The following is a 23,001-nucleotide window of genomic DNA, read 5'->3' as shown; positions in this document are numbered from 1 at the left end:
GTTGTTTCCGTTATAATGGTCACATGAAAACTAAGAACGAAATAGTCAAAGACTATATAAAAAACAAGATAGCGACAGGGTTTTACCAACCTGGACAAATGATTGATTCTGAGTATGAACTTGTTGCTGCTTTGAATGTATCGCGTGTTACAATTCGCAAGGCATTGGATGACTTGGTTAACGATCGAATTCTTAACAAGCAACATGGACGGGGTACTTTTGTTAATACCGCCCCCAATTTATTGAGTTTCGAAATGGTATCGGCTTTACGCGCGAAGCGGTTATGCGTTCATTATCCGTAACCTCTCACAACAAGTCACTCAAAAAAATCCCTGCCACTGAACTCATTGCATCCGAACTTAAAATTGCTCTTGGCACCCCAGTATGGGAAGTTATTCGTACGCGTTATGCAAATGATGTTCCCGTTGCGCATGAGCACGTTTTCTTCCCAACCGACTTGATAGGAACGATTCGACCTGAAGACTTGGATGCCTCCCTCTATGATTTACTGGGAAAAAGAGGCATTCATTTTGCACACGCTGACCAACGCTTAGACGCTATAAATGCAGACGAAACTATTGCAAATTTCCTCAACATACCAGTGGGTCATGCCGTCATCAAGATGCACGTTACAGCATATATGGAAAACGGAACCCCCTTTAACACAGGTGTTTCATACTACCAAACTCAGGCTTTTAAGCTGGTACAAACTGTTTACGGTAATTGAATAGAATTTTGGGCGCAACACATGTATAATAAATACAAACATAAAGGGGATTTCATATGGAATTTTTACAAATTAATCTATTGGTTATCATTATTGCCGCCATCCTATTTGGTGTCAGCTACTTACTCGAAAAAAAGTTCAGCGTCATCACGAAATATTTTAAGGTTGCACCAAAACAGTTTTATTTAATCCTTGCAGTCTTAACCCTGATTGTTCTTGTATTAAACTACATTGCGATTAGCTTCTTTGGATCATGGCAAACATTAATCCTCTCAGTCATTGGTGTCAGTGTTGTTGGATTCATCCTTTTGAAGGTTTACCAAATCAAGAAAGCGCAAAAAAATGATTAAAGAGCCTCGGCTCTTTTTTTGTATATATATTTCTGTGCGTTTCAATTGTAATCGCGTTCCGAAAACGAATATACTGTGACTATACAAGGAGGGGATATATAATGCCTGATTTAAAAGATTTATTCAATCTGGTAAATCCAGATAAAGACGGGGATGGTAAAGGAGACAACGAGCTGCTTAACTCAATCTCAGATGCTGTTTCAGGTGACGGCGGCGACCTGCTCGGTGGTTTACTTGGTTCATTGACCGGTGGCGCTAAGCAAGCAGATACGCCAACTGGGTCTGATGGTAACACAGCCGATTTACTAACCAATGCAATTAAAGGAATTACCGAAGGTGGTGCGAACAACGCAGCCCAGACACAACTCGAGCAAAACGGAATTAATGCTGGCTCATTAAGTTCATTACTTGGTGGTTTATTAGGTGGTGGCGGTGGTGGTAACACACAAGCAGCACAACCCCAACAAAAAGGAATGCTCGATACGCTACTCGGTGGTGCTTTATCACAATTAACAGGTGGTTCAGCAGCCCCAGCAAAAAATCAAGGAAATCAGTTCCTTGACATGATTATGAAAATTCTTGCTTCTAAAGTTGCTTCCGATGCCTTAACAGGCGTTGTGAAATCATTTGCCGGCGGTATGCTTGGTGGTGTTCAAAACGGAATCGCTGCAGGAGGAACTCCTGAGATTGATGTTATGGGAACACTTAAATCAGCACTCGTTGAAAACGATGTTGATTCAGCAACCGTTACTGAAGTCCTTGATGCTGTTAAGACAGAGTCGCAAACTATCGTAGAATAAAAAAAAGTCGGTCCCTTGGGGCTGACTTTTTTATGAATGCTTTCTTTTTGCTTGGATGGATCTTATAATAGCAAAACACAGATAACCGATAACACCACCGATGGTATTAAAAATGAGATCATCAACATCAAAAATTCGTACATTCATGCCTGTCATTGATGTCACAAGTTGAAGTAACTCAATCATCAAAGTAAATCCAAAACTGATGAGTAGAACTTTGACAAATCTTTTATTTCCTTTAAGTACATTGGCTACCAAAAAACCAAAGGGTATAAAAATCATGACGTTCATAAAGTTCTCAAAAAGATAACGGGGACGAAAACTAATGAAGAAATTTTCAATGAAATTATCTAAAGGGACAAGGTTATAGCGGAAGCTGTGTTGTGTTGCTACATGCTCCCTTGCACTTTCACCAATTGGGTAGGGAAATTGTGTTAAATCAAATACTAAAAAGGTATAAACAAACAAGAGTGTCCAACTAATTTTGGCCTTTTTGGTTTGTTTTTTTAGATAGAATCCATAAAATAATGCGTAAATTGGAATGTAAAATAAGAATCCGGTTGCCATCCAACCTGGACCTGAATGTCGCGTTAACATAATTATCTCCTTTATTCTTGTCTACTATATCATAGGATTATGAAAAACAGCTACAAAAAAAATAACGTTTTTACGCGTTGTCTTGAAGTGCGTATTGACCAGCAGTATATCCTGTGGCAAAGGCAGACGTAATATTGAATCCTCCGGTAAAGGCATTATAGTCCATCAACTCGCCAACAAAGGATACATGCGAATCAATCTTTGATTTCATTGTTTTGGGATCAATTTCCTTGAGTGAAACTCCTCCGTTGGTTACAAAGGCATGTGAGAAGCCTCGCGTCTCATAAATTGTCATAGGGAAACGTTTGACGAGGTCTATTAACTCATTCTTGTTTGTTGCGCGTTCATTAAAATAAGCGAGCAGGCGCTTCTGTATTCCCTGTTCAAGAAGCATTTCATCCAATGACTCCGATTGCATCAACTGATCGATACTTATACTTGGCAAGAAATCAATTTGAATGCGTGCGGGTGTCTCTTTCGGTAGAACCTGTTGAATGTAGAAACTACCTCGTAATGCAGCAGGACCGGAGAGTCCAAAATGTGTAATGAGCAAATCATGGGTAATTGCTTTTTTCACTTTCTTCCCTTGTAGTACACTCAACGTCACATCATGAAACGAGAGCCCTTGTAAGGTCTTTTCTTGAATAAATAATTCGTTTGATACAAGTGGAACCTCAGCTGGAAGTAATTCGGTTATCGTGTGTCCAACAGCCTCAGCAAGCCCATACCCATTACCATCAGACCCCGTCCCAGATAATGTACGACTCCCGGTTGCAAAGATGATTGCATCATAGGCAATTGTTTTGCCATTCATTACAATCTCTTGTTTTGAGGTATCGACGCTTTCTACAAAAGAGTGCAAACAAATCTCAACTTTTAGTGTGTCCAATCGGCGTTGAAGTGCCTCAACAATTGATTGTGACTTATTTGAGGCAGGAAACATTCGGTAATGATCCTCCATTTTGAGTTCACACTCGTTATCTGCAAAAAACTTCTGAATATCCTGCGGATTAAAGTTATTCAAAGCACTGTATAAGAACTTTCCATTCTTTGGTACATACTTGATAACCTCATCGACTGAGACATCAGCAGTGACATTGCAGCGTCCCCCGCCCGTTAAACGAAGCTTCTTACCCAACTTCTCATTGCGTTCAATTAACATTACATGAGCATGTGGCCAATGCTCCTTTGACGAGATTGCCGCCATCATACCTGACGGTCCTCCACCAACAACAATTATTTTTTTCATAGTTTCTCCTAAATCTCCCACCTATTATAACAAACAAAGATAGTGAGGTATATTCGTTGACATATAATTTTGAATTCTATATGATAATCGTACACCACATAGTAAACATACATGTGTTGTATGTAAAGGAGCATTTTATGAATCTCGTTATCTGTTGCAAAACCCAACCCACCACAAATACACACATGTGTAGTTTTACACATGTCAAATAACGACATTTAGAAAATACTTTTATTACAGATGATATTTCAAGTGCCGTGGCACTTTTTTTTATGAGGAGGATTTATGAGTAATTATCTGCCTGTTATAGCATTGGCTGTGACATTAGGAGTTTATGGTTTCCTGTATTATCTTGCGAAGAAGCATGTTAATTTTGGGATTCGAACAATTATTGCCCTTGGATTTGGATTGGTAATTGGTTTTCTATTCCAAGGAAGCACGGAATACGTTACACCCTTTGGACGCATCTTTACACAATTAATTTATTCAATTGTTGCCCCATTGTTATTCTTTAGTATTATCTCAAGCATTGCATCGCTTGATAGCATCAAACGATTACGTACACTCGGATTCAGTTCTGTATTCTGGTTGTTGTTAAATACGGCAATTGCCAGCACAATTACAGTTCTTGTGGCTGGTGGCCTCAAACTTGGATCGGGATTCAACATTACTTTACCAACAGATTACGTTGCTAAAGAAGTACCAACATTCATTGATACAATTGTTGGTTTCTTCCCAAGTAACATTGTTCGTCATGTTGCTGAAAATCAAGTTATTCCTATTATTATTTTCTCAGTTATCATCGGTATCGCATTGGTTAAATTTAACACTAAGGATCCCGAAGGTGCTGCACCCATGATGAAATTCTTTGAGTCCGCAAACAAGCTTACAAACACATTTGTTAAATCAATCATTCGTTTGACGCCTTATGCAGTCGTTGCTTATATCGCAAACGTTCCAACACGTGATGGCGGAAAAGACCTGGCTTCATTTGTATTCGTAATTGTTATTGCATATATCTTAAGTTTCTTCCAAGCATTCGTTGTTAACGGTGTTTTAATCCGACTTTTTGCCAAGATGAACCCAATCAAGTTCTTCAAAGCAATTTGGCCAGCTCAAGTTGTTGCCTTTACATCACAAAGCAGCATCGGTACTGTTCCAGTTGTTATTGATCAAGTTACAACAAAACTCGGTGTAAAAGATGATATTGCAGCATTTGTTGCGGGTCTGGGAGCAAATGTTGGTATGGCTGCATGTACTGGTATTTGGCCAATTCTATTGGCTGTATTCAGCATCAATGCCCTTAATATTCCATTCACTACAATGCAATATGTCTTACTTGTAGTTTATACATTAATTGTTGGACTTGGAACTGCTGGTGTTCCAGGAACCGCTACAATCGCTGCAACAGCTGTACTTACAGCTGCTGGATTACCAATTGAAATTATCTTTGTACTCTCGCCTATCTCAGCAATCGTTGATATGGCCCGTACAATGGCAAACGTCACAGGCTCTGCAACTGCAACTGTAATTGTCGCAACACGACAAAATGCTATTACTGAGCCTACAGCATAAAAAAACCGCAAATGCGGTTTTTTTTATGTATCTGTAAAATACTGATAATGATATCGTCGTTTAGCGTGTCGAGATAACAGAATAGAGAGTCGTATCTTACTAGAAAATTATAAGCCAATCATCACGAACTTGAAAGTCATTTGATTTATCTTTTACTGACACAAGCACATTGGCTGATGCGCAGAAATGAAATCTACAGAGATACTTCTTGCCTAATCAAAAGAAAACCACCCAATGGGTGGCTCTTTAGAAACTACATTTTGTTAAGTTCAGCATCCAACTCAGCATATTCGGCTTGGTATTCAGCCAATCGTGCTTCATTTTCTTCTAAGTTTGCTTTAAGTCCAGCAACTTCTTCACGTAATGTTTCGGAGTCGTTGCTTGCAAGTTGTCCTTCAAGGCTTGAAAGTTTTGCAGCAATTTTCTCATTAATGCTTTCGAGTGCCGAAATTCGAACTTCAAGAGTTTCCAAATCATTGGATACCTCATCTTCACGATTTTGACGTTGCATAACATCACGGTTTTTCAAGCGATCATAGAAGTCATCTTGGATTGCACGGAACTCATTCCATAGCTTTTCTTCGTGGTCACGACCACTGTGTCCAGCTGCTTTCCATTCTTCGAATAATGCTTCCATTCCCTCACGGGTTGTTTCAGCATGGAATGCCTGTACCAGAGCTTCAGCGCGTGTGATTACATCTTCTTTAATCTCACGTGCTTTACTTTGTGTATCACGCATGCTGTCGAAGAATTCGCGTTGTTTTTGATAGAAGAATTGACGAGCGCTATTGAAACGTTCCCACAATTCATCTTCATATTCACGTCCTGCGAATCCTGCTTGTTTCCAACGTGTCATAAGATTTCGCATATCTGTCGAAGTTTGTTTCCAATCTTCGGAATCCTTCAATGCATCAACTTCAACAATCAATGCCTCTTTTACTGTGCGTGCTTCATCACGGTTTTCAGACATTTTTTCGTAGTGTGAACTGCGTCTGTCGAAGAATTGGTCATTGATTCCACGGAATTTCTCCCATAAATCTTGATCAATATCTTCACCGGCAAATCCTGCTTCTTTCCATTTCTTTTGAAGTTCTTGTAAAGCATTTGAAGTTTTATTCCAATCACTTGAATCTTTAAGTGCTTCGGCATCCAATATCAATTGCTTCTTGATATTCTGTGCTTCTTCAAGACGTTCTTGACGTGTTTCATAACGGTGAACTGCTTGGTTAAAGCGTGCTTCAAGTGCATCGTCGATGCCCTCTTCTGATAATGAACTCCACTCTCGTTTGATAAACTCAAGTTTCTCATCGTCTCCGGTATTCATAATACTATAAATCTCGGAAATCAATTGATTTTGACGTGACTCCTCTACTGATGCTAGACTTTCCCACCCAAAATCATGACGCGAAAACTCAGGTTGACGCGTATCTTGCGCTTCTTTTGTTTCGACTTCTGTTTCTGTCGTTTTCTTTGCTTTAATAGTAAACACCTCTTTCTCTAACCACTACTCTTAATTTTAACACATAAATCAATGGTTGTACGCATTGTTGTTTCATATGATGCAAATATGTAACAAAAACAACGTATTCTGCTTTGATGCACCGCAGGCCATTAAAAGTTCAACATCGAATCGATTTGAAAATTAAGAATTAAACAAATTATTCATGCTCCCCTACTCATTATGAACTATATAAACTACACTAACAGAATTTTGTGAAATTTATATGTGAATATTGTGAAAGCGCTCTACTAATCCCCTGTTCGAACGGTAATGTGGAAAGCCTACTGTTCATGCCATATTTTATTGATTATATAAGTTGTCAGTCCAACCTATTCTCTATATAATATCCATAATATAGAATATAGGAGAAAGAATTATGGCAGACATGAATTTATGGCTCATTGTCGGAATCGCGATTATTATTGTTGGTTTCACAATGAAGATTGACTCAATTGCTGTTGTCTTGGTTTCTGCAATTGTTACCGCCCTAATCGGTGGTATATCTTTTGGAGAGATTCTCGACATCTTGGGGTCTCGTTTTGTATCAGGGAGAGGGATCAGTATATTTATACTAACCTTGCCAATCGTAGGTTTGAGTGAGCGCTATGGTTTGCGTGAGCAAGCAGTTAAGCTCATTCAAAAAATGAGTTCACTTACAGCGGGACGTGTTATGTGGCTTTACCAAGTTGTTCGCCAATTGGCGACCGCATTCTCATTGCGTTTAGGGGGACATGCTCAATTTGTTAGACCCTTAATTCAACCGATGGCAGAAGGGGCTGCAATCAACGAACGTAATGGTGAACCCTTAAATGAAGATGAAGCTGATGTCATCAAAGCAGCTGCGGCTGCGGTTGACAACTATGCTAACTTCTTTGGTCAAAATATGTTCCCAGCTGCTGGTGGTGTTACTTTGATTGTTACAACACTTGTTGATGCTGGATATACCGTAACACCGAGCCAAATTGCGCTCTACTCGTTACCGGTATTTATTATAGTTTTGATACTCAGTGGTATTCAATTGACCATGCTTGATCGTAAACTTGCTAAAGGAGGGAAACGCTAATGGATTTCTGGACATTATTTTTGGAAATGTGGTATGTATTAATTGGCTTTATTCTCTTTGCAACGGGCTTAAACGCTTATAAGAATATTAATGATAACCGTAAATACGGTGCATTATCCTTTTGGGTAATTCTTGCGTTCCTATTTATTGTTGGACCGTATGTCCCCAATCAATTGAACGGGGCTTTAGTTCTAGTTTTAGGTGTTATTTCACTTACTAAGAGTGTTAATATTGGGGACATTGAACAAATAGCACAACCATTCCGTGATGAACAATCAAACCGTATCGGAAATAAGATTTTCATTCCTTCAATTACTATTGCGATTGGTGCATTCCTTTTTGCAACAGTGCTTCCCATGGTTGCACCATCTACCGTATCAGCAGGTAACTTAGGATACATCGCGATTGGTATCTCAGCTGTTGTTGGATTGGCTACTGCATTTGTAATCACGCGTGCACCTGCTGTTACCGCTGTTAAGGATGGTACACGTATTTTAAGAACTATGGGATCGTATGCAATTCTTCCGCAACTTCTTGGTGCACTTGGCGCAATCTTTACAGCTGCTGGTGTTGGTGATTTAATCGCGGGACTCTTGAAAGGCATCATTCCTGCAAACTCAGTTTTTGCGGGTGTTGTCGCTTACTGTGTTGGTATGGCAATCTTTACCATGATTATGGGGAATGCATTTGCCGCATTTACTGTTATTACTGTTGGTGTTGGGATTCCATTTGTATTCGCTCATGGTGCAAACCCTGTGATTGCTGGAGCCCTTGCGATGACCGCTGGATTCTGTGGAACCTTAATGACACCAATGGCTGCGAACTTTAATATTGTTCCAGCAACACTGTTGGAAACAAAAAATGAGTATTCTGTTATCAAGTTCCAGGTACCATTTGCTATAATATTACTAGTAATACATATCTTCTTAATGTATTTCTTAGCATTCTAAAGGAGGAAACGCTATGAAAGTATTAATTACCGGATTTGATCCATTTGGTGGTGAGGCAATGAACCCTGCTTATGAGGCAGTCAAACTCCTACCCGACACGATTGAGGGTGCTGAAGTTATCAAACTTGAGGTACCTACAGTCTTTGGTAAATCAATTGATGTACTTGATGCAGCAATCGCAAAGCACCAACCTGATTTTGTGATTAATATTGGTCAAGCTGGCGGTCGTTTCGGAGTAACGCCTGAGCGTGTCGCTATTAACCAAGATGATGCGCGAATCAAGGATAACGAAAGCAACGCACCCATTGATGTTGCAATTAAGGCCGATGGTGCACCTGCATACTTCACGAAGTTACCTATCAAAGCAATCGTTGAGAATATCAAAGCAGCAGGTGTTCCTTCAAGCGTATCCAATACTGCCGGAACATTTGTCTGTAACCACTTGATGTATGGACTGCTTTATTTGATTGATACCAAATATCCAAATGTCCGTGGTGGATTCATTCATGTGCCTTACGCAACGGAACAAGTATTGGATAAACCAACACAACCTTCATTGACACTCGAACAAATTGCGAAAGGACTTGAAGTTGCCATTGCAACAACAGTTACTGTTCGTGAGGATGCAAAAATTCAAGGTGGTGCAATTGCATAATGAGTGACCAACTCTTTGTTTATGGATCACTCATGAAAAATTTCTACAACTACGATAAGTACCTACGCGGTCATGTCGTAGCAATTGAAGATGGTTATGTGAGTGGCACATTATACGATATGCCTTATAAAGGCTATCCTGCACTATTAGATGGAACAACCCGCGTCCATGGTGAAGTAATTACAGTGAAAGATATCAATGCTGTACTGCCCGCTATGGATGCAATGGAGGGTTTCTTTGGTAAGGATGATGATGAATACAAACGCATTCCACGTGAGGTAACGCTCAATAGTGGTGAGGTTATAACCTTAGACGTTTACTTCTATCACGCCCACGATTTTGATATATACTTTGAAGAGCAAGCCATTCTCATTCCCAATGGGGATTGGCGCGATTTCAAAGAAAATCATCACAATAAGTAAAAAGAAGGCAGAGATGCCTTCTTTTTATAGTTTCTTACGCTGAATGTTGTTATAATTGAAGCGTGTTGGAGGTACAACAATGAACGAAACACTCATTCAAGATAAAGCACAACAATTTATGAAAGGCATCAAGAAGCGACTCTTTATTTCTCTTTTTGCACTCGTAATCGGCTTTGTCTACATTATACGTATGACTCGAAATCATAATGGAAACATAACCTTCTTATCTTTTTTCTTTTGTGCAGTATTAGCCGTTATCATTCTTATCATTAACTTTGTCACCGCAGAAATGGACCGTGAGAAGTTATTCAGTATTCTCTTCCAAGATAAAGATGCGCCAACAGCACAAGCAGTCTATCAACAGATTATCGCGCAAAGTTCTAAATCCTTCAAAAATTCGTTTATAAGCAGTGATTTCTACTTCGCATGTGGTCTCTCTATGCTTTTAAATGGTATCAGCTATAATGATACATTTGACTATCTTAATGAAAATATGGGTCAGCGTATGAATGATAATTCTCGTTTTAAAGTGCTCTTCTTCGCTTACGCTGCAGAGGTACAACATAATCCCGAGATTCTAAACCTCATTACACCACTCCATAAAATGAATGCACTGAACCAACAATCAATGAATTACTATTATGCCGTTGTTGCGAAATATAACCATGATGAAGTTACCCTCAACGAGAAGGTCAGTGACATTCAAGAACATAATATTTACCCGCTCATAGCCGAGCTTGCAACAGCACTAATTAAATAACTTCTCTTCACACATCTTAATGATTTCTACACAAAAACCACCGTCTCTTTACATTGAACGGTGGTTTTTACATGTCTGTAACATTCCTGCATAAACTCAGTACCTCATGGCATTATTCAATGTTCTGTATGATAGACTTACAACGATAAGGAGGTAGGGTATGAAAGCAACGAATCATGACTCAAGCACCAAGCTCATTGACCGTGTTAAAACGTTCTTTCAAAGTCAGAACACGCAACCTGAAGCTGAGGTTCCTGTTAAAGAACACTCCCCTATCCCCACTATAATTGATAGAACAGAGGAAAAGATAATCATGAATATTCTAGATACAAATTCACGCAATACTTCGATTTTCTCCAAGGGCCTTGAACTGGTTGGGGACGTCAATGTTGATGGAAACATTATTATTGAGGGTACAATCACCGGTAATATTGAAATCAATGGTGATGTAACAATTAAAGATGAAGCAAGCATTGAGGGATCTGTTACTGCCCACAACATTACCCTAGAGTCTGGCATCATCAAAGGTGCAGTCGCTGTCAAAGACGCCATTACACTTTCAGAATCTTCTCAAATTCAAGGAGATATCAGAACTGGAAAGATTATGAGCTCAGGAAATATTGTTGGGAACATACAAGCATCGGATACTGTAACACTCAGTTCCTATGGTGCAGTTGAAGGTGATATTGAAGCATCCAGCATCAGCATTGAACACGGTGCTAGCATTATCGGACGCGTACAGATTGTTAAATCGCATACACAGCCATCACCCACTGCTATGCGAACACACATTGAGTCAGCAAGTTTTGATTCAATCACCGACTTCACGAAAATTGTCGGCACAATGGACGCCATTCGTCCTGTCGATCATGAATAAGAAAAATACCGCCTCATGAGCGGTATTTTTTAGATTTTACTTTCAAGATATCCTTTGAGTGCTTCTTTAGGTTGGAATCCTTGAATTTTTTCTACAGGTTCTCCATCCTTGAAAAGAATCATGGTTGGAATGGACATAACGCCAAATTTTTCAGTAATAACACGATTCTCATCAATGTTTAATTTAGCAATTTTTACCTTACCATCTAATTCAGTGGCAAGTTCATCAATCACCGGACCGAGCATTCGGCATGGTCCACACCATTCTGCCCAGAAATCAACAAATGTTAGGCCTTCAGCGATTTGCGCATCAAAATCTTGATCTGTAATATGTAATGTCATACTATCATACTCCTTTACTACCTTCATGATATACCTTATTTAGCACTGAGTAAAGACAACTGCTTAACTGGCGTCTTCCATATCATTAAAGCGTTCAAGGTCCTGTTCCTCTACTAAAACAAATAATAAATCACCATCATGTATTAGATAATCGGGTTCGACATTAATCGACATTTCATGATTGGATGCTTTCTTAACAGCAACAATATTGAATCCATACATTTGCCGTAAATTAAGCGCCATGATTGTTTTATTTTCCCAAGATTTCAAAGGATGAATTTCAACAAGATTATAGCGGTCATCAATTCTCAAAGTATCAATCACTGAGTGCTGCGCAATTTCGTTAGCAAGTCGTTTTCCCATTGCGACCTCAGGCAAGACGACGCGATCAGCACCCACTTTTTTAAGGACTTCAAGATAGTCCTTATTCTTCGTTTTGACAATAACATGTCGGACACCCAATTTTTTTAGGTTCAGAACACACATAATCGCTTCTTCCAATCGCTCACCGGACGCTACAATTGCAATATCGGCTTCGCCAACATCAGCAGCCTCAAGGTGTTCAATTTTGGTGAAGTCCCCTTGAATCGAATGTTCAACATGGGCCGCGACTTCTTCAACGCGTTCCATTTTTTTATCCATGGCGATTACATCAAGATCATGCTTCTCTAAAGTACGTGCTACTGACGCTCCAAAGAGACCCAATCCGAGTACCGCTACTGTTTTATTGTTTGACATTTTTATGCTCCTATCCTACCAGAATGTTTGCTTCTGGATATCGTATGTGTGGCTCACGACTTTCGGGGTGATTTCCCAATGACAAGAAGAACGTCAGCAAACCAATTCTTCCTGCAAACATTACAATAATTAATACAACTTTGCCAATGGCCGTTAAATCTGGAGTAAGCCCCATTGTCAGTCCAACAGTTCCAAAGCAAGAAAAGACTTCCATGAGAATATACTCAATTCCAAACTGCGGTGGTATTGTTTCAGTAACAAAGAGAATCATCGATGCAACTGTAACCATTCCTAAACCAATAATAAGAATCATAATTGCTTTTACAATTTTGTCGACACCAATCGCACGCCCTTTGAAATTTGGTTGTGTATCTGTAAGTTGACCGCGTAGGTACAAGAAGAGTGTAGCGAAGGTTGTAACCTTTGCACCACCACCTGTTGAACCAGAAGACGCACCGATGAACATCAATAATAGTGTTAGAAAAATTCCCATTGGCGACAAGAATGCATAATTTACATTCGCATAACCTGCCGTTCGTGGTGTAATGGCGAGAAATAAAACATTGGTGATTTGATCGGGAGTTGATAGACCCGCGAATGTTCCATGTTTTGTCTCACTAATCCAAAAGAGTAGGAAACTTACAATGAGGATCGAGCACGTCGTAATAAGCGTAATTCGCGTATGAATAAGCAATCGTTTGTTCTTACGGTAGGTTAAGAGATCTCTCCAAACAATAAATCCAAGACCTCCAAAGAAAATGAGTCCACCAATTGTTAAAATGACAAGCGGATTGGTAACAAAGCCTTCCAGACTGTTTCCAAACAAGTCAAATCCCGCATTATTAAACGCCGAAATAGAGTGAAAGAATGAAAAATAAATTCCTTTGAGTGTACCATAACGGGGAATAAAATCTAAAGCGAGGATTCCCGCACCCAACGTTTGAACAAAGAGTGCAAATCGGACGATGTAACGAATCATGCGCTGTGCATCAACTGCATTTTCGGTTCCGACAGTTTCTTGTAAGAGCATGCGTTGTCGAAGTGTCATTTTTTTCCCTAAAAAGACAAAGAAATAGACAATAATAGACATAAATCCCAGTCCACCGATTTCAATGAGACTTATGATGACGGTCCTGCCGAAATAGTTCCAATGTGCTGCAGTATTAACCGTCGTTTGACCGGTAACACAAACAGCTGAAGTTGCCACGAACAATGCATCAAGAAAATTTGTACTCTCACCACTATTCGTTGCAATCGGTAAAGTCAAAAGACTTGCACCTACGAGTATTGTAAGTGCAAATCCAATGGCTATTTGCTGCGGAATTGATAATCTTCGCAGATTTTTCTTTAGTTTCTTTATCATTTTTGTAGTTTCAACCTCGATAAGGATCGTTTCAGCGCAATCTCGGCACGTTTGAGATCGATTGTTGTATCCGATTGGGATTGAATGCGTTCCACTGCACGTTGCCGTGCACGATCTGCTCGCTCAAAATCAACATCCGCTTCGCTTTCAATCGTATCTAACAACAGAATACCCTCATTTGCATTGAAAGTAAAGATTCCCTCTGAAATTGCATAGTTTTGGCGCGTATCGCCTCTTTTTATATACATCACGCCTATTTCTAATGACATTATTAATGGCATGTGGTTTTCCAAAACGGTTCGTTGACCTTCTGTTGATGGAAGGGTTATGGAATCAATCTGGATTGTATCGTAAATTCCATGCGGAGTTAGTATCTTAACTGCAAACATTTACGCAACATCCTGCGCTTTCGCATAGACATCTTCTATTGTTGCCGCAAAAAGAAATGCTTGCTCGGGAATGTGGTCGACATCGCCATCTAAGATAGCTTTGAAACTGCGGATCGTATCCTTAATTGGAACATATGCTCCGGATAGTCCTGAAAACGTCTCAGCAACGAAGAATGGTTGGGATAGAAAATTGCGAATTTTACGAGCGCGATTGACTGCCAGTTTATCTGCTTCTCCCAATTCATCCATTCCCAAAATGGCAATGATATCTTGAAGTTCACGATAGCGTTGGAGTATCTTTTGAACTTCTGTCGCTACATAAACATGCTCTTCCCCAACAATATCTTCAGTCAAAAGACTGCTGCTTGATTCTAAAGGGTCAACGGCCGGATAAATACCCAATGCTGCGATATTGCGATCGAGCACTGTTTTTGCATCAAGATGGGTAAACGTTATCGCAGCTGCAGGGTCGGTTAAATCATCGGCGGGAACATAAATTGCTTGAATGGATGTAATCGATCCCGAACGCGTTGATGTAATACGTTCTTGCAATTGGCCCATCTCAGTAGCAAGTGTGGGTTGATACCCAACCGCTGAGGGCATTCTTCCCAACAATGCAGATACTTCTGAACCGGCTTGTGTAAAACGGAAAATGTTATCAATAAACAAGAGTACATCTTGCTTATTGATATCACGAAAATACTCTGACATGGTAAGCGCAGATAATGCCACCCGCATCCGTGCTCCCGGTGATTCATTCATCTGACCGTAAACAAGGACTGTGTTATTTAACACATTGGCACTTTTCATTTCATGATAGAGGTCATTCCCCTCGCGCGTTCGCTCACCAACTCCAGCAACAACAGAAAGGCCACTGTGTTCGATCGCAATGTTATGAATGAGTTCTTGCATCAAGACTGTTTTTCCAACACCAGCGCCTCCAAAAAGACCTATTTTACCCCCTTGCGGATACGGACATAGCAAGTCAATGACTTTGATTCCAGTTTCCAACACTGTATTTGTCGTCATCTGTTCTTTAAAAGGGGGTGCTTCGCGATGTATCTCATGCATTGGAACATCGTCTGTTGCAAACGGAAGTTCATCAATGGGTTGGCCCAGAACGTTAAACATCCGTCCTAAAACAGCATTCCCGACCGGAACCTTAATCGCGAAACCTGTATCTATAACATCCAAATCACGCGACAAGCCATCGGTCGTACCCATTGCGATACAGCGCGCGATATCATTTCCGATATGTTGTGATACTTCAAGGGTTACATCCATTGTTGGATGGACTACCTTCAGTGCATTGTATAACTTAGGCATGTGTTGTTTTTCAAATCGCACATCAATTACCGGTCCAACAATTTGAACAATTTTTCCATTCATTATGAATCCTCCATTCCCGAAACTATTTCTGAGATTTCCTGGGTTATTGCTTCTTGACGCACACGATTGTACGTTCTTTCAAGCACATCAAGCATATCTTGGGCACTATCGGTTGCCTTTTCCATCGCAATACGACGTGTCGTATGTTCGCTAACTTTTGATGTAAGCCAGGTGTGACGGATCAATCCCGCTAAAAGTTTTGAGTTCACGATTGCGCGCACATCCGTGAAATTCGGTTCATACAAAACATCATCATTCGGTTCAGCTTTTTGCAAGTTTAAAATACGCGCTGTAAAACCAAGGCTCAATGCATTGGTAAACTCTGGGATGATTGCTACGATACGATAGGATGCAATATGGGCGCTTAAGGAACGATGCAGTAGTGTCACATCAATTTTTTCACTTGATTGGATTGGATTGATAATGTTAAAACCCCGCTCACGTAAATGTTCGTAACCCTGTGTCCCAATAAGCATTAGCCCATCCCCTTCGTGCATGGATGCTTCAAGCATCCGCATCATCCCTTGAGTGTACATTGAACACAAACCCAAATCAGGCATGAAAGCGAGGTAGATTGTTTGCATTGCGTCCAGGATATTATCGTCGCCTCCAATGCTAAGACTGGCAGCTTCGAGTGCTTCGAAATACTGACTGAATTGCGATTGCTGTTCGCGATAATGTTGCAACTTGCTCAACGATACAAGTTTCATCGCTTTCGTAATCTTTTGGGTTGTCGTAATGGAGCGCATGCGTTTTTTTATTGCTTGTGTATTAGCCATGATGACTTATCTTAAAACTTTCAAGCGCATCATCCACAACCCTTTGAATGTCATCAATCAGATTTTCATCCAAAACAGCATCTTTTTTTATACGCGCAAGTATCTCTGGATGAGTATTCAAAAAACGTTGATGAAGGTATTTTTCAAATGGCAATACTTTTTTTACGGTAAGTGCATCCAAACTCCCATATTTATTTAAGAACATGCTGATAATCATCAATTCATGGGGCATCTTGGTTAAGGCACCTTGCTTCAAAAGTTCTGTTAACCGATGTCCATGATCAATTGTTTTTTGTGTTGCAGCATCCACATCCGAACTAAATTGTGCAAAAGAGAGAAGCTCGTGGTAGGTTGCTAATTCAAGTTTAAGCGACGATGCCACCGTCTTCATGGCTTTTGTTTGCGCAGCCGAACCCACTCGCGATACTGACATTCCACTGTCAACTGCAGGACGCTGTCCACTGTTGAAGGCGTCTGCATTCAAGAACAGTTGTCCATCAGTAATCGAGATGACATTGGTTGGAATGTACGCTGATATATCGCCAGCTTGTGTCTCAATAATGGGAAGAGCAGTCATGGAACCACCCCCGTATTTTTCATTCAATTTTGCACTGCGTTCCAGTAAACGAGAATGCAAATAGAAAACATCGCCAGGATACGCTTCACGACCTGCGGGACGACGTAGCAACAATGAAATGGTACGGTACGCTACGGCATGTTTGGATAAATCATCATAAACAATGAGCACGTCTTGCCCATTATCCATCCAATATTCACCAATTGCGCATCCTGTATAGGGTGCGAGGTATTGTAGGGGTGCTAACTCACTTGCAGTACTTGATACAACAACCGTGTAATCCATCGCATCATGTTGTTTTAATTTCTCAACAACCATTGCAACCGTCGATGCTTTTTGGCCAATTGCGACATAGATGCATTTTACATCATTGCCCTTTTGATTGAGAATAGCATTGAGTGCAATGCTTGTTTTTCCTGTTTGACGATCGCCAATTATAAGTTCACGTTGCCCTTTTCCAATAGGAATCATCGCATCAATTACTTTAATGCCTGTGTGTAATGGTTGATGCACTGACTTTCGAGTCATAACACCTGGAGCAATCCGTTCTACCGGACGCTTTTCAATAACTTCAATATCTTGAAGTCCATCGATGGGCTGTCCAAGCGCATTGACCACTCTACCCAATAAGGCATCGCCAACACCAACTTCAATAATGTGTTTGGTACGATATACAATATCGCCTTCTTTTACGAGTTTATCATTTCCAAGCAGCACAACGCCCACTTGATTTTCTTCCAAGTTGAGTGCAAGACCCAAGACGTCATCACTAAAGCGAACCATTTCCCCTGAAAGGATGTCATCCAATCCGCGAACAAATGCAATCCCATCGCCAATTTTATGAACCCGTCCAACATCTTCATTGGTGGTATCAAACTCAATTCCAGCAATTTGTTCTTTTAACATTTCCAAAATAGCATCCGACTGCCGACTCATACTCCCTGACCTCCTTGACTCATAATACGATCGAGTTTGCTTTTAATACTCGTATCGTAAATATCATTACCGTTTTGAACAACCATTCCTGCAATGAGCGATGGATCGTTTGAATAATGAAATAGCATTCTCACTGTACTGTCTTTTTCTAGCATGGATTCAATTCGCAATTGCGATTCGTGATCCAATGCTGATGGCGTTGAAATAGAAACAATGCGCAGATACCCATTATCCTCGAGAATTTCTTGATACGCCTCAACAATTCGTGTGTAAAATTTGAGCAAATTCGCATCGTAGAGAATGCGAATAAAATTTACAACCTGCAATGAATATTCCGATTGAAGGATATCCCATATGGCATTAAGGTCTTCGCTCATGGGTGCCAAACGGAATACTTTCGTTACGGATTGATCGTGCAAGATTTGTTTGAAATCAATGAGTTCATCGTAATATTGTAAAGCGGTTTCTCGTACAACACCGACTTCAAAAAGCGCTTGAGCATACGTTCTAGTGCTTAACATGGTGTTTCCTAATTTCTTTTTCTAGATCATTAATCATTGTCTCGTTTTCATACTCATGCTGACTGATTACTTTTCGGTTTACAGCAACTGCCAAACTCAACACTTGATCACTGACATCGTCAAATAATGTTTGCTTCTCAATTTCAAATGCATCAATGAGTGCTTGCTTTTGTGCTTGAATATCATCCTGTGCCGATGCTACGATTGCTTGACGTTCACGATTTGCTTCCGCAAGCATCTCTTGTTCAACACGTTTTAATTTCTCAATTGCAATTTCATAATCTTCAGCAGACTGTTCTCGCATTGCGAGACTTTCTTCTTTTAACTGTTGCGCAGCGGTAACCTCATTTGCTATGGCTTCGGCGCGCATGTCCAAAAACTTTTGAACCGGCTCGTGCAAATATTTTTTATACATTAAGTAAATGACATAGGTTGCACCCAGTTGGGCAGCCATGGTTAAAAGATTGGGCATTAATTTTTGTGCAATATCTAAATCCATAGAACCCTCCGTCTATCTAAAAAACAAAGATGAGTAAGAACGCGATCAACATTCCATAAATAGCAGCTGTTTCAGCAATACCAGCTCCAAGAATTAACATCGAACGTATTTTACTTTCTGCTTCTGGATTTTTACCCACTGCTTCAACTGCCTTTGCGGCCGCATATCCTTGACCAATTGTTGAAAAAATCCCTGTCATAACTGCCAATGCAGCGGCAATAGCCACCAACCCTTTTCCAATGCTAACTGTATCCATATTAAATTCCTCCTTAGTCTTGATATTCTACAGCAATCAATATTGATGTGAGTGATATGAAAATAAATGCCTGCAAAAAAGCAGAGAACATATCAAAGTATAAATGCAAAACAGGGGCGACAATCACACCAACAAAATTGAAGCCTCCAATTAATGGAATAAAACTACTGAGCCATCCCGTAAATGTATACAATAACGTCATAATGACCGTTCCCGATAATACATTCCCAAACAAACGCAGTGACAAACTGATTAACGGTGCCACCGTTCCGAAAAAATTTGGAATCACAAAAGGGAAGAAAGGTTCAAAGAATCCCTTTAAATACCCTTTAAATCCATTGGCATCAATCTTTGCATGCTGTATCAAACAGAATGTAATAATCGCCAAAACAAGTGTTACCGAATAATTGCTCGTCGGAGCTTGAAGCCCGGTGAGACCAAACATATTCGCAATCAATATGTAGATAAATACACTGCCAATGTATCCGGCCATGCGCTTCCCATGTTTTTCGCCCATATTTTGGATTGTAAAATTTGAGAGGGTTTGGACATATAAAACAGCACCTAAGGCAATACCTTTGGGTTTTTCATTCAGTGTTAGTGTACGCATCGTTTTGCCAATCACCACAAATGTCAGTGACAATATGATTGTGATGAGTACGATTGAATAAACTTCTACTTGGATCATATTGTGGGTCCTCGCGAAAATATTCCGGTAATAAAAAAGAGCAAACGATCAATGATGTAAGTCGCAGCCATCGCAAAAGGATTGATGATTTTAGGAAATAGAAAAGCCAGTAAAAGTGGCATCCACAGAATTATGAATACAAAAATAATGTAACTGATATATTTCTTAACTGTGAATTGTTTTTCGTCGAGTATGATATTATAAAATTTATGACGAAAATATGCGAGCGCAATGAGGGCACTCCATCCAATAATCCATCCAAAAGCAAAAGGCAAACCAACAAACACCAAAGCAATTGCACCTATAGCACAAATACCTATCCTTAGCTGTCTGTTCATTTCAGCCTCCTTATTATTTTCTTTTATAGTTTATAAGTAATCGTCCATTTAATATGGTTGATTACATTCTTCGCCCAGTGGCGAAAAATCCATTGCTATCGTATCATAAATAATTTGCTTCGACAATAATGATACAATGAAAATAGAATTATTCTTTTACATGTCATCTTGATTTAACTTTCTTAAGTAACTCAATACAACATTTGCGCGATTCGTTTCGACTTTGAAATTTAATACCGTTTCCCCTATAATAGTAAAGACAGAAAGCAGGCAGTTTATGAGCGCAGAAATAACAATTTCCAATCTTAACTTTCGGTATCAGGAAGATCTTATAATCAAGAATTTTTCGCATATTTTTTTACCCAACACCTATACAATGATTGTTGGTCCCTCAGGATGTGGGAAGACGACACTCCTCAAACTTATCGGTGGTTTTTTGAAATCTCAGGAAGGAACCATCTTATATAATGGATCCTCTTATGAGGGTTTCCCCAACGATGCGAGTTTGATATTACAAGAGGGAACACTGCTTCCATGGTTATCGGTTCAACAAAACATCGCGCTGGGAGTTAAACTTACACACTCACAGCATGATTTGCAGGATATTATTCATGACCTGGGTATTGAATCGTTACTTGATAGTTATCCACGTCAATTGTCAGGAGGTCAGCGCCAGCGCGTCGAGATTGCCCGAGCACTGGCAACCAACCCTCAGCTGCTTATTTTGGATGAAGCTACCTCCGCACTTGATATGATCACGAAAGAACAAATTCAGGAACTCTTAAAATCATTGAAGCAAAAATACCAGATGTCAATTATTCAAGTTACTCACGATATTGAAGAAGCTGCATTCTTAGGAGAATCCATTGTCATGATGCAAAACGAGACAGTGAGTTTCCACCAAAGTCCCTTTGCAAAAGATATCAACGCAAGACAGCACCCTGAATTTTATGATTATTGCTTTCAACTCAGACAAGCTTTTAAAGGAGGCCGATGATGAAGTTGCTTCGAAAGGTTTATCCACTGGCAACGATCATTATCCTTTGGTATCTTGCCTCCCTGCTTGTTGGTGTTAAGATTATTCCCTACCCCCATCAAGCCTTTGCGATGCTCATCAAAAATGCCAATGAACTGCTTATCCATGCAAGTGCCAGTCTGTATCGCATTCTTTTGGCGATATTCTTCTCATTTTTGATTGGTGTCCCCGTGGGAATCGCCTTAGGCATCAATCATAAATTTGATGCTCTCATCTCGCCACTCGTATACATTCTCTATCCGCTCCCTAAAATTGCATTCTTACCCGTGTTTATGCAATTGTTTGGTTTGGGTGACAGTTCAAAAATAATCCTTATGATCACCATCTTGGTCTTCCAAGTCATTATTTCAACCCGCGATGGCATTCGTCTGATCCCCAACTCCTATATCATGTTGATGGACAGTTATCATGCCAACCGTCGCCATCGCTTACGCTACCTGTACTTCCCAGCAATTATGCCACAACTTCTAAGCGGTCTTCGGATTGGGTTGGGTGTGGCCATTGCAACCTTATTCTTTTCGGAAAATTATGCAACCTTCACCGGACTGGGTTATTTCATCATGAATGCTTGGACAACATTTAATTACCCACTGATGTTTGCAGGTATAATTGTTCTCTCTTTGATGGGTTACATACTTTTCAAAATCGTCGATTATCTTGAAGTTAAAATCACGCATTAAAAAATCGCATTTCCATTACGGAATATGCGATTTTTTTTATTTTGATCCGTTTACTTTAAAATCGGTCACTGCATCGTATGAATAATCTTGGGTTGTGAGCCCTTGTTTTTGAGACCATTTCATAATGTTATCAAATTGGTCAACAGGAACAACACCTGCATATTGATATTTTGTAGCCCGGTTATCGATATATGCTTCCATTTCTTGAGGGAAACCATACTTCTCAAGAATATCAACATACTCCCCTGCTTTTGTTTCATTGAGATAATCAACAGCTTTATTGTAACCATTGTAGAAATCTTCAACGGCAGCCCGGTTGTTTGTTAAACTATCTGTCGTGAACATGATACTTCCACCTTTTAAACCAAACTCTTGTGACCCAGCAATTAAGATTGCACCTTTTTCAATCAGCATTCCTGCTTGGGGTTCAGGGAATACAAGTCCCTCAAACTGATCGTTGAGTAATCCTTCAAAGCGAGCACTAAATGCCGGAACATTCATCATTTCATAACTGATTCCTTCACTCTCTGCCATGGTATCCATAACCCATTGTAAGAAAAATTTGGGAATAACTGCGACATGTTTGCCATCAAAACCTTTAATTGAGGTAATTCCAGAATTCGGTGATGCTAAGAGTTTGAAATCCTCGTTGATGTCTGATGTTATTTTTACATCGACACCGGATTCAATCATGGGTAATGCTGTCATAACATCTGCAATGAGTCCATCGATCTGGCCAGATTGTGCCGCCGCATTGCGGTCTGTCGGTGCTTGAAACGGAATCACTTCAATATCTGTAGTAAAGAATCCCTTTTCATATGCAATAATCATGGGTAACGATGCTTCAGCAGGAATGGTACCGAACTTTAGGGGTTTGGTAGGTTCCTTTGAACCACATCCAGTTAGTATAACGACTAGTAATGCAATAATACCTATTTTTTTCAT

29 protein-coding genes are annotated in these 23,001 nt (G+C 40.0%); 13 read left to right on the top strand and 16 right to left on the bottom strand.

Going from position 1 to position 23,001, the window contains the following annotated elements; all coding sequences use genetic code 11:
- Positions 1 to 23 precede the first annotated feature (23 nt).
- From G7062_RS05335 to G7062_RS05320, 4 genes are all read left to right on the top strand, one after another.
- Positions 24 to 302, top strand: a complete 279-nt coding sequence (locus G7062_RS05335; RefSeq protein WP_166064897.1) for a GntR family transcriptional regulator — start codon at positions 24 to 26, stop codon at positions 300 to 302.
- Positions 284 to 727, top strand: coding sequence for a UTRA domain-containing protein (locus G7062_RS05330; protein ID WP_166064896.1), 444 nt, complete (start codon positions 284 to 286; stop codon positions 725 to 727). The genes G7062_RS05335 and G7062_RS05330 overlap by 19 nt, the downstream gene beginning before the upstream one ends.
- Positions 728 to 783: 56 nt before the next feature.
- A complete protein-coding gene (locus G7062_RS05325) occupies positions 784 to 1,077 on the top strand; it encodes a hypothetical protein (protein WP_166064895.1) in 294 nt (97 codons plus the stop codon).
- 101 nt (positions 1,078 to 1,178) lie between these two features.
- A complete protein-coding gene (locus G7062_RS05320; RefSeq protein ID WP_166064894.1) occupies positions 1,179 to 1,877 on the top strand; it encodes a hypothetical protein in 699 nt (232 codons plus the stop codon).
- Between the two features lie 30 nt (positions 1,878 to 1,907).
- Here G7062_RS05320 and G7062_RS05315 read toward each other — a convergent pair whose 3' ends face one another.
- Together G7062_RS05315 and G7062_RS05310 are read right to left on the bottom strand one after the other, a co-directional pair.
- Complete coding sequence (locus G7062_RS05315) at positions 1,908 to 2,474, bottom strand: VanZ family protein (RefSeq protein ID WP_166064893.1); 567 nt, start codon at positions 2,472 to 2,474, stop codon at positions 1,908 to 1,910.
- Positions 2,475 to 2,544: 70 nt separating this feature from the next.
- Positions 2,545 to 3,723, bottom strand: a complete 1,179-nt coding sequence (locus tag G7062_RS05310; protein ID WP_166064892.1) for an NAD(P)/FAD-dependent oxidoreductase — start codon at positions 3,721 to 3,723, stop codon at positions 2,545 to 2,547.
- Between the two features lie 285 nt (positions 3,724 to 4,008).
- Here G7062_RS05310 and G7062_RS05305 point away from each other — a divergent pair, with 285 nt between their 5' ends.
- A complete protein-coding gene (locus G7062_RS05305; protein WP_166064890.1) occupies positions 4,009 to 5,298 on the top strand; it encodes a dicarboxylate/amino acid:cation symporter in 1,290 nt (429 codons plus the stop codon).
- 253 nt (positions 5,299 to 5,551) lie between these two features.
- Here the strand turns inward: G7062_RS05305 and G7062_RS05300 are convergent, their stop codons facing one another.
- A complete protein-coding gene (locus G7062_RS05300; protein ID WP_166064889.1) occupies positions 5,552 to 6,787 on the bottom strand; it encodes a DUF349 domain-containing protein in 1,236 nt (411 codons plus the stop codon).
- 388 nt (positions 6,788 to 7,175) lie between these two features.
- Here G7062_RS05300 and G7062_RS05295 point away from each other — a divergent pair, with 388 nt between their 5' ends.
- The 6 genes from G7062_RS05295 to G7062_RS05270 all read left to right on the top strand — a co-directional run bounded on the left by G7062_RS05295 (position 7,176) and on the right by G7062_RS05270 (position 11,526).
- Positions 7,176 to 7,862: a DUF969 domain-containing protein gene (locus G7062_RS05295; RefSeq protein ID WP_166064888.1), complete on the top strand. Its 687-nt coding sequence runs from the start codon at positions 7,176 to 7,178 to the stop codon at positions 7,860 to 7,862.
- Positions 7,862 to 8,812 (top strand): DUF979 domain-containing protein, encoded by a 951-nt coding sequence (locus tag G7062_RS05290; protein ID WP_166064887.1) that lies wholly within the window; start codon positions 7,862 to 7,864, stop codon positions 8,810 to 8,812. Before G7062_RS05295 ends, G7062_RS05290 begins: the two co-directional genes overlap by 1 nt.
- Positions 8,813 to 8,825: 13 nt before the next feature.
- Positions 8,826 to 9,467 carry a pyroglutamyl-peptidase I gene (gene pcp, locus G7062_RS05285; protein ID WP_166064886.1) on the top strand — a complete coding sequence of 214 codons (642 nt, stop codon included), beginning with the start codon at positions 8,826 to 8,828 and terminating at the stop codon, positions 9,465 to 9,467.
- Positions 9,467 to 9,889, top strand: coding sequence for a gamma-glutamylcyclotransferase (locus tag G7062_RS05280; RefSeq protein ID WP_166064885.1), 423 nt, complete (start codon positions 9,467 to 9,469; stop codon positions 9,887 to 9,889). Before pcp ends, G7062_RS05280 begins: the two co-directional genes overlap by 1 nt.
- Positions 9,890 to 9,968: 79 nt before the next feature.
- Positions 9,969 to 10,649 carry a hypothetical protein gene (locus G7062_RS05275; RefSeq protein ID WP_166064884.1) on the top strand — a complete coding sequence of 227 codons (681 nt, stop codon included), beginning with the start codon at positions 9,969 to 9,971 and terminating at the stop codon, positions 10,647 to 10,649.
- Positions 10,650 to 10,809: 160 nt separating this feature from the next.
- Positions 10,810 to 11,526: a polymer-forming cytoskeletal protein gene (locus G7062_RS05270; RefSeq protein ID WP_166064883.1), complete on the top strand. Its 717-nt coding sequence runs from the start codon at positions 10,810 to 10,812 to the stop codon at positions 11,524 to 11,526.
- 29 nt (positions 11,527 to 11,555) lie between these two features.
- Here G7062_RS05270 and trxA read toward each other — a convergent pair whose 3' ends face one another.
- The 12 genes from trxA to G7062_RS05210 all read right to left on the bottom strand — a co-directional run bounded on the left by trxA (position 11,556) and on the right by G7062_RS05210 (position 20,340).
- Positions 11,556 to 11,867 (bottom strand): thioredoxin, encoded by a 312-nt coding sequence (trxA, locus tag G7062_RS05265; protein ID WP_166064882.1) that lies wholly within the window; start codon positions 11,865 to 11,867, stop codon positions 11,556 to 11,558.
- A gap of 63 nt (positions 11,868 to 11,930) precedes the next feature.
- Positions 11,931 to 12,605, bottom strand: a complete 675-nt coding sequence (locus G7062_RS05260) for a TrkA family potassium uptake protein (protein WP_166064881.1) — start codon at positions 12,603 to 12,605, stop codon at positions 11,931 to 11,933.
- Between the two features lie 10 nt (positions 12,606 to 12,615).
- A complete protein-coding gene (locus G7062_RS05255; protein ID WP_166064880.1) occupies positions 12,616 to 13,968 on the bottom strand; it encodes a TrkH family potassium uptake protein in 1,353 nt (450 codons plus the stop codon).
- On the bottom strand, positions 13,965 to 14,357 hold the full coding sequence (gene atpC / locus G7062_RS05250) for an ATP synthase F1 subunit epsilon (protein ID WP_166064879.1): 393 nt from the start codon (positions 14,355 to 14,357) through the stop codon (positions 13,965 to 13,967). Before atpC ends, G7062_RS05255 begins: the two co-directional genes overlap by 4 nt.
- Positions 14,358 to 15,746 (bottom strand): F0F1 ATP synthase subunit beta, encoded by a 1,389-nt coding sequence (atpD, locus tag G7062_RS05245; RefSeq protein ID WP_166064878.1) that lies wholly within the window; start codon positions 15,744 to 15,746, stop codon positions 14,358 to 14,360.
- Positions 15,746 to 16,525 carry a FoF1 ATP synthase subunit gamma gene (locus G7062_RS05240; RefSeq protein ID WP_166064877.1) on the bottom strand — a complete coding sequence of 260 codons (780 nt, stop codon included), beginning with the start codon at positions 16,523 to 16,525 and terminating at the stop codon, positions 15,746 to 15,748. The genes atpD and G7062_RS05240 overlap by 1 nt, the downstream gene beginning before the upstream one ends.
- Complete coding sequence (gene atpA, locus G7062_RS05235; protein WP_166064876.1) at positions 16,518 to 18,038, bottom strand: F0F1 ATP synthase subunit alpha; 1,521 nt, start codon at positions 18,036 to 18,038, stop codon at positions 16,518 to 16,520. Before atpA ends, G7062_RS05240 begins: the two co-directional genes overlap by 8 nt.
- Positions 18,035 to 18,559 (bottom strand): ATP synthase F1 subunit delta, encoded by a 525-nt coding sequence (gene atpH, locus G7062_RS05230; RefSeq protein WP_166064875.1) that lies wholly within the window; start codon positions 18,557 to 18,559, stop codon positions 18,035 to 18,037. Before atpH ends, atpA begins: the two co-directional genes overlap by 4 nt.
- Positions 18,546 to 19,058 carry an ATP synthase F0 subunit B gene (locus G7062_RS05225; protein WP_166064874.1) on the bottom strand — a complete coding sequence of 171 codons (513 nt, stop codon included), beginning with the start codon at positions 19,056 to 19,058 and terminating at the stop codon, positions 18,546 to 18,548. Before G7062_RS05225 ends, atpH begins: the two co-directional genes overlap by 14 nt.
- A 16-nt stretch (positions 19,059 to 19,074) precedes the next feature.
- Complete coding sequence (atpE, locus tag G7062_RS05220) at positions 19,075 to 19,314, bottom strand: ATP synthase F0 subunit C (protein ID WP_166064873.1); 240 nt, start codon at positions 19,312 to 19,314, stop codon at positions 19,075 to 19,077.
- 13 nt (positions 19,315 to 19,327) lie between these two features.
- Complete coding sequence (locus tag G7062_RS05215; protein ID WP_166064872.1) at positions 19,328 to 20,002, bottom strand: F0F1 ATP synthase subunit A; 675 nt, start codon at positions 20,000 to 20,002, stop codon at positions 19,328 to 19,330.
- Entirely contained in the window at positions 19,999 to 20,340 is a 342-nt protein-coding gene (locus G7062_RS05210) for a hypothetical protein (protein WP_166064871.1), read from the bottom strand. Before G7062_RS05210 ends, G7062_RS05215 begins: the two co-directional genes overlap by 4 nt.
- A 277-nt stretch (positions 20,341 to 20,617) precedes the next feature.
- On the opposite strand from G7062_RS05210, the gene G7062_RS05205 reads away from it, so the two are divergent.
- Positions 20,618 to 21,337 carry an ABC transporter ATP-binding protein gene (locus tag G7062_RS05205; RefSeq protein WP_166064870.1) on the top strand — a complete coding sequence of 240 codons (720 nt, stop codon included), beginning with the start codon at positions 20,618 to 20,620 and terminating at the stop codon, positions 21,335 to 21,337.
- Positions 21,337 to 22,056, top strand: a complete 720-nt coding sequence (locus G7062_RS05200; protein ID WP_166064869.1) for an ABC transporter permease — start codon at positions 21,337 to 21,339, stop codon at positions 22,054 to 22,056. The genes G7062_RS05205 and G7062_RS05200 overlap by 1 nt, the downstream gene beginning before the upstream one ends.
- A gap of 36 nt (positions 22,057 to 22,092) precedes the next feature.
- Here G7062_RS05200 and G7062_RS05195 read toward each other — a convergent pair whose 3' ends face one another.
- The gene (locus G7062_RS05195; protein WP_166064868.1) at positions 22,093 to 23,001 is read right to left on the bottom strand and encodes an ABC transporter substrate-binding protein; all 909 of its coding nucleotides are present in this window, start codon (positions 22,999 to 23,001) and stop codon (positions 22,093 to 22,095) included.

Source organism: Erysipelothrix sp. HDW6C, assembly GCF_011299615.1.
GTDB lineage: Bacteria > Bacillota_I > Bacilli_A > Erysipelotrichales > Erysipelotrichaceae > Erysipelothrix.
This window is presented reverse-complemented; position numbering and strand designations above follow the sequence as displayed.

Excerpts from the sequence above, each read along its gene's own strand:
- G7062_RS05335 (WP_166064897.1), top strand. The coding sequence starts at position 24 with ATGAAAACTAAGAACGAAATAGTCAAAGACTATATAAAAAACAAGATA.
- G7062_RS05330 (WP_166064896.1), top strand. The coding sequence starts at position 284 with ATGCGTTCATTATCCGTAACCTCTCACAACAAGTCACTCAAAAAAATC.
- G7062_RS05325 (WP_166064895.1), top strand. The coding sequence starts at position 784 with ATGGAATTTTTACAAATTAATCTATTGGTTATCATTATTGCCGCCATC.
- G7062_RS05320 (WP_166064894.1), top strand. The coding sequence starts at position 1,179 with ATGCCTGATTTAAAAGATTTATTCAATCTGGTAAATCCAGATAAAGAC.
- G7062_RS05315 (WP_166064893.1), bottom strand. The coding sequence starts at position 2,474 with ATGTTAACGCGACATTCAGGTCCAGGTTGGATGGCAACCGGATTCTTA.
- G7062_RS05310 (WP_166064892.1), bottom strand. The coding sequence starts at position 3,723 with ATGAAAAAAATAATTGTTGTTGGTGGAGGACCGTCAGGTATGATGGCG.
- G7062_RS05305 (WP_166064890.1), top strand. The coding sequence starts at position 4,009 with ATGAGTAATTATCTGCCTGTTATAGCATTGGCTGTGACATTAGGAGTT.
- G7062_RS05295 (WP_166064888.1), top strand. The coding sequence starts at position 7,176 with ATGGCAGACATGAATTTATGGCTCATTGTCGGAATCGCGATTATTATT.
- G7062_RS05290 (WP_166064887.1), top strand. The coding sequence starts at position 7,862 with ATGGATTTCTGGACATTATTTTTGGAAATGTGGTATGTATTAATTGGC.
- pcp (WP_166064886.1), top strand. The coding sequence starts at position 8,826 with ATGAAAGTATTAATTACCGGATTTGATCCATTTGGTGGTGAGGCAATG.
- G7062_RS05280 (WP_166064885.1), top strand. The coding sequence starts at position 9,467 with ATGAGTGACCAACTCTTTGTTTATGGATCACTCATGAAAAATTTCTAC.
- G7062_RS05275 (WP_166064884.1), top strand. The coding sequence starts at position 9,969 with ATGAACGAAACACTCATTCAAGATAAAGCACAACAATTTATGAAAGGC.
- G7062_RS05270 (WP_166064883.1), top strand. The coding sequence starts at position 10,810 with ATGAAAGCAACGAATCATGACTCAAGCACCAAGCTCATTGACCGTGTT.
- trxA (WP_166064882.1), bottom strand. The coding sequence starts at position 11,867 with ATGACATTACATATTACAGATCAAGATTTTGATGCGCAAATCGCTGAA.
- G7062_RS05260 (WP_166064881.1), bottom strand. The coding sequence starts at position 12,605 with ATGTCAAACAATAAAACAGTAGCGGTACTCGGATTGGGTCTCTTTGGA.
- G7062_RS05255 (WP_166064880.1), bottom strand. The coding sequence starts at position 13,968 with ATGATAAAGAAACTAAAGAAAAATCTGCGAAGATTATCAATTCCGCAG.
- atpC (WP_166064879.1), bottom strand. The coding sequence starts at position 14,357 with ATGTTTGCAGTTAAGATACTAACTCCGCATGGAATTTACGATACAATC.
- atpD (WP_166064878.1), bottom strand. The coding sequence starts at position 15,746 with ATGAATGGAAAAATTGTTCAAATTGTTGGACCGGTAATTGATGTGCGA.
- G7062_RS05240 (WP_166064877.1), bottom strand. The coding sequence starts at position 16,525 with ATGGCTAATACACAAGCAATAAAAAAACGCATGCGCTCCATTACGACA.
- atpA (WP_166064876.1), bottom strand. The coding sequence starts at position 18,038 with ATGAGTCGGCAGTCGGATGCTATTTTGGAAATGTTAAAAGAACAAATT.
- atpH (WP_166064875.1), bottom strand. The coding sequence starts at position 18,559 with ATGTTAAGCACTAGAACGTATGCTCAAGCGCTTTTTGAAGTCGGTGTT.
- G7062_RS05225 (WP_166064874.1), bottom strand. The coding sequence starts at position 19,058 with ATGGATTTAGATATTGCACAAAAATTAATGCCCAATCTTTTAACCATG.
- atpE (WP_166064873.1), bottom strand. The coding sequence starts at position 19,314 with ATGGATACAGTTAGCATTGGAAAAGGGTTGGTGGCTATTGCCGCTGCA.
- G7062_RS05215 (WP_166064872.1), bottom strand. The coding sequence starts at position 20,002 with ATGATCCAAGTAGAAGTTTATTCAATCGTACTCATCACAATCATATTG.
- G7062_RS05210 (WP_166064871.1), bottom strand. The coding sequence starts at position 20,340 with ATGAACAGACAGCTAAGGATAGGTATTTGTGCTATAGGTGCAATTGCT.
- G7062_RS05205 (WP_166064870.1), top strand. The coding sequence starts at position 20,618 with ATGAGCGCAGAAATAACAATTTCCAATCTTAACTTTCGGTATCAGGAA.
- G7062_RS05200 (WP_166064869.1), top strand. The coding sequence starts at position 21,337 with ATGAAGTTGCTTCGAAAGGTTTATCCACTGGCAACGATCATTATCCTT.
- G7062_RS05195 (WP_166064868.1), bottom strand. The coding sequence starts at position 23,001 with ATGAAAAAAATAGGTATTATTGCATTACTAGTCGTTATACTAACTGGA.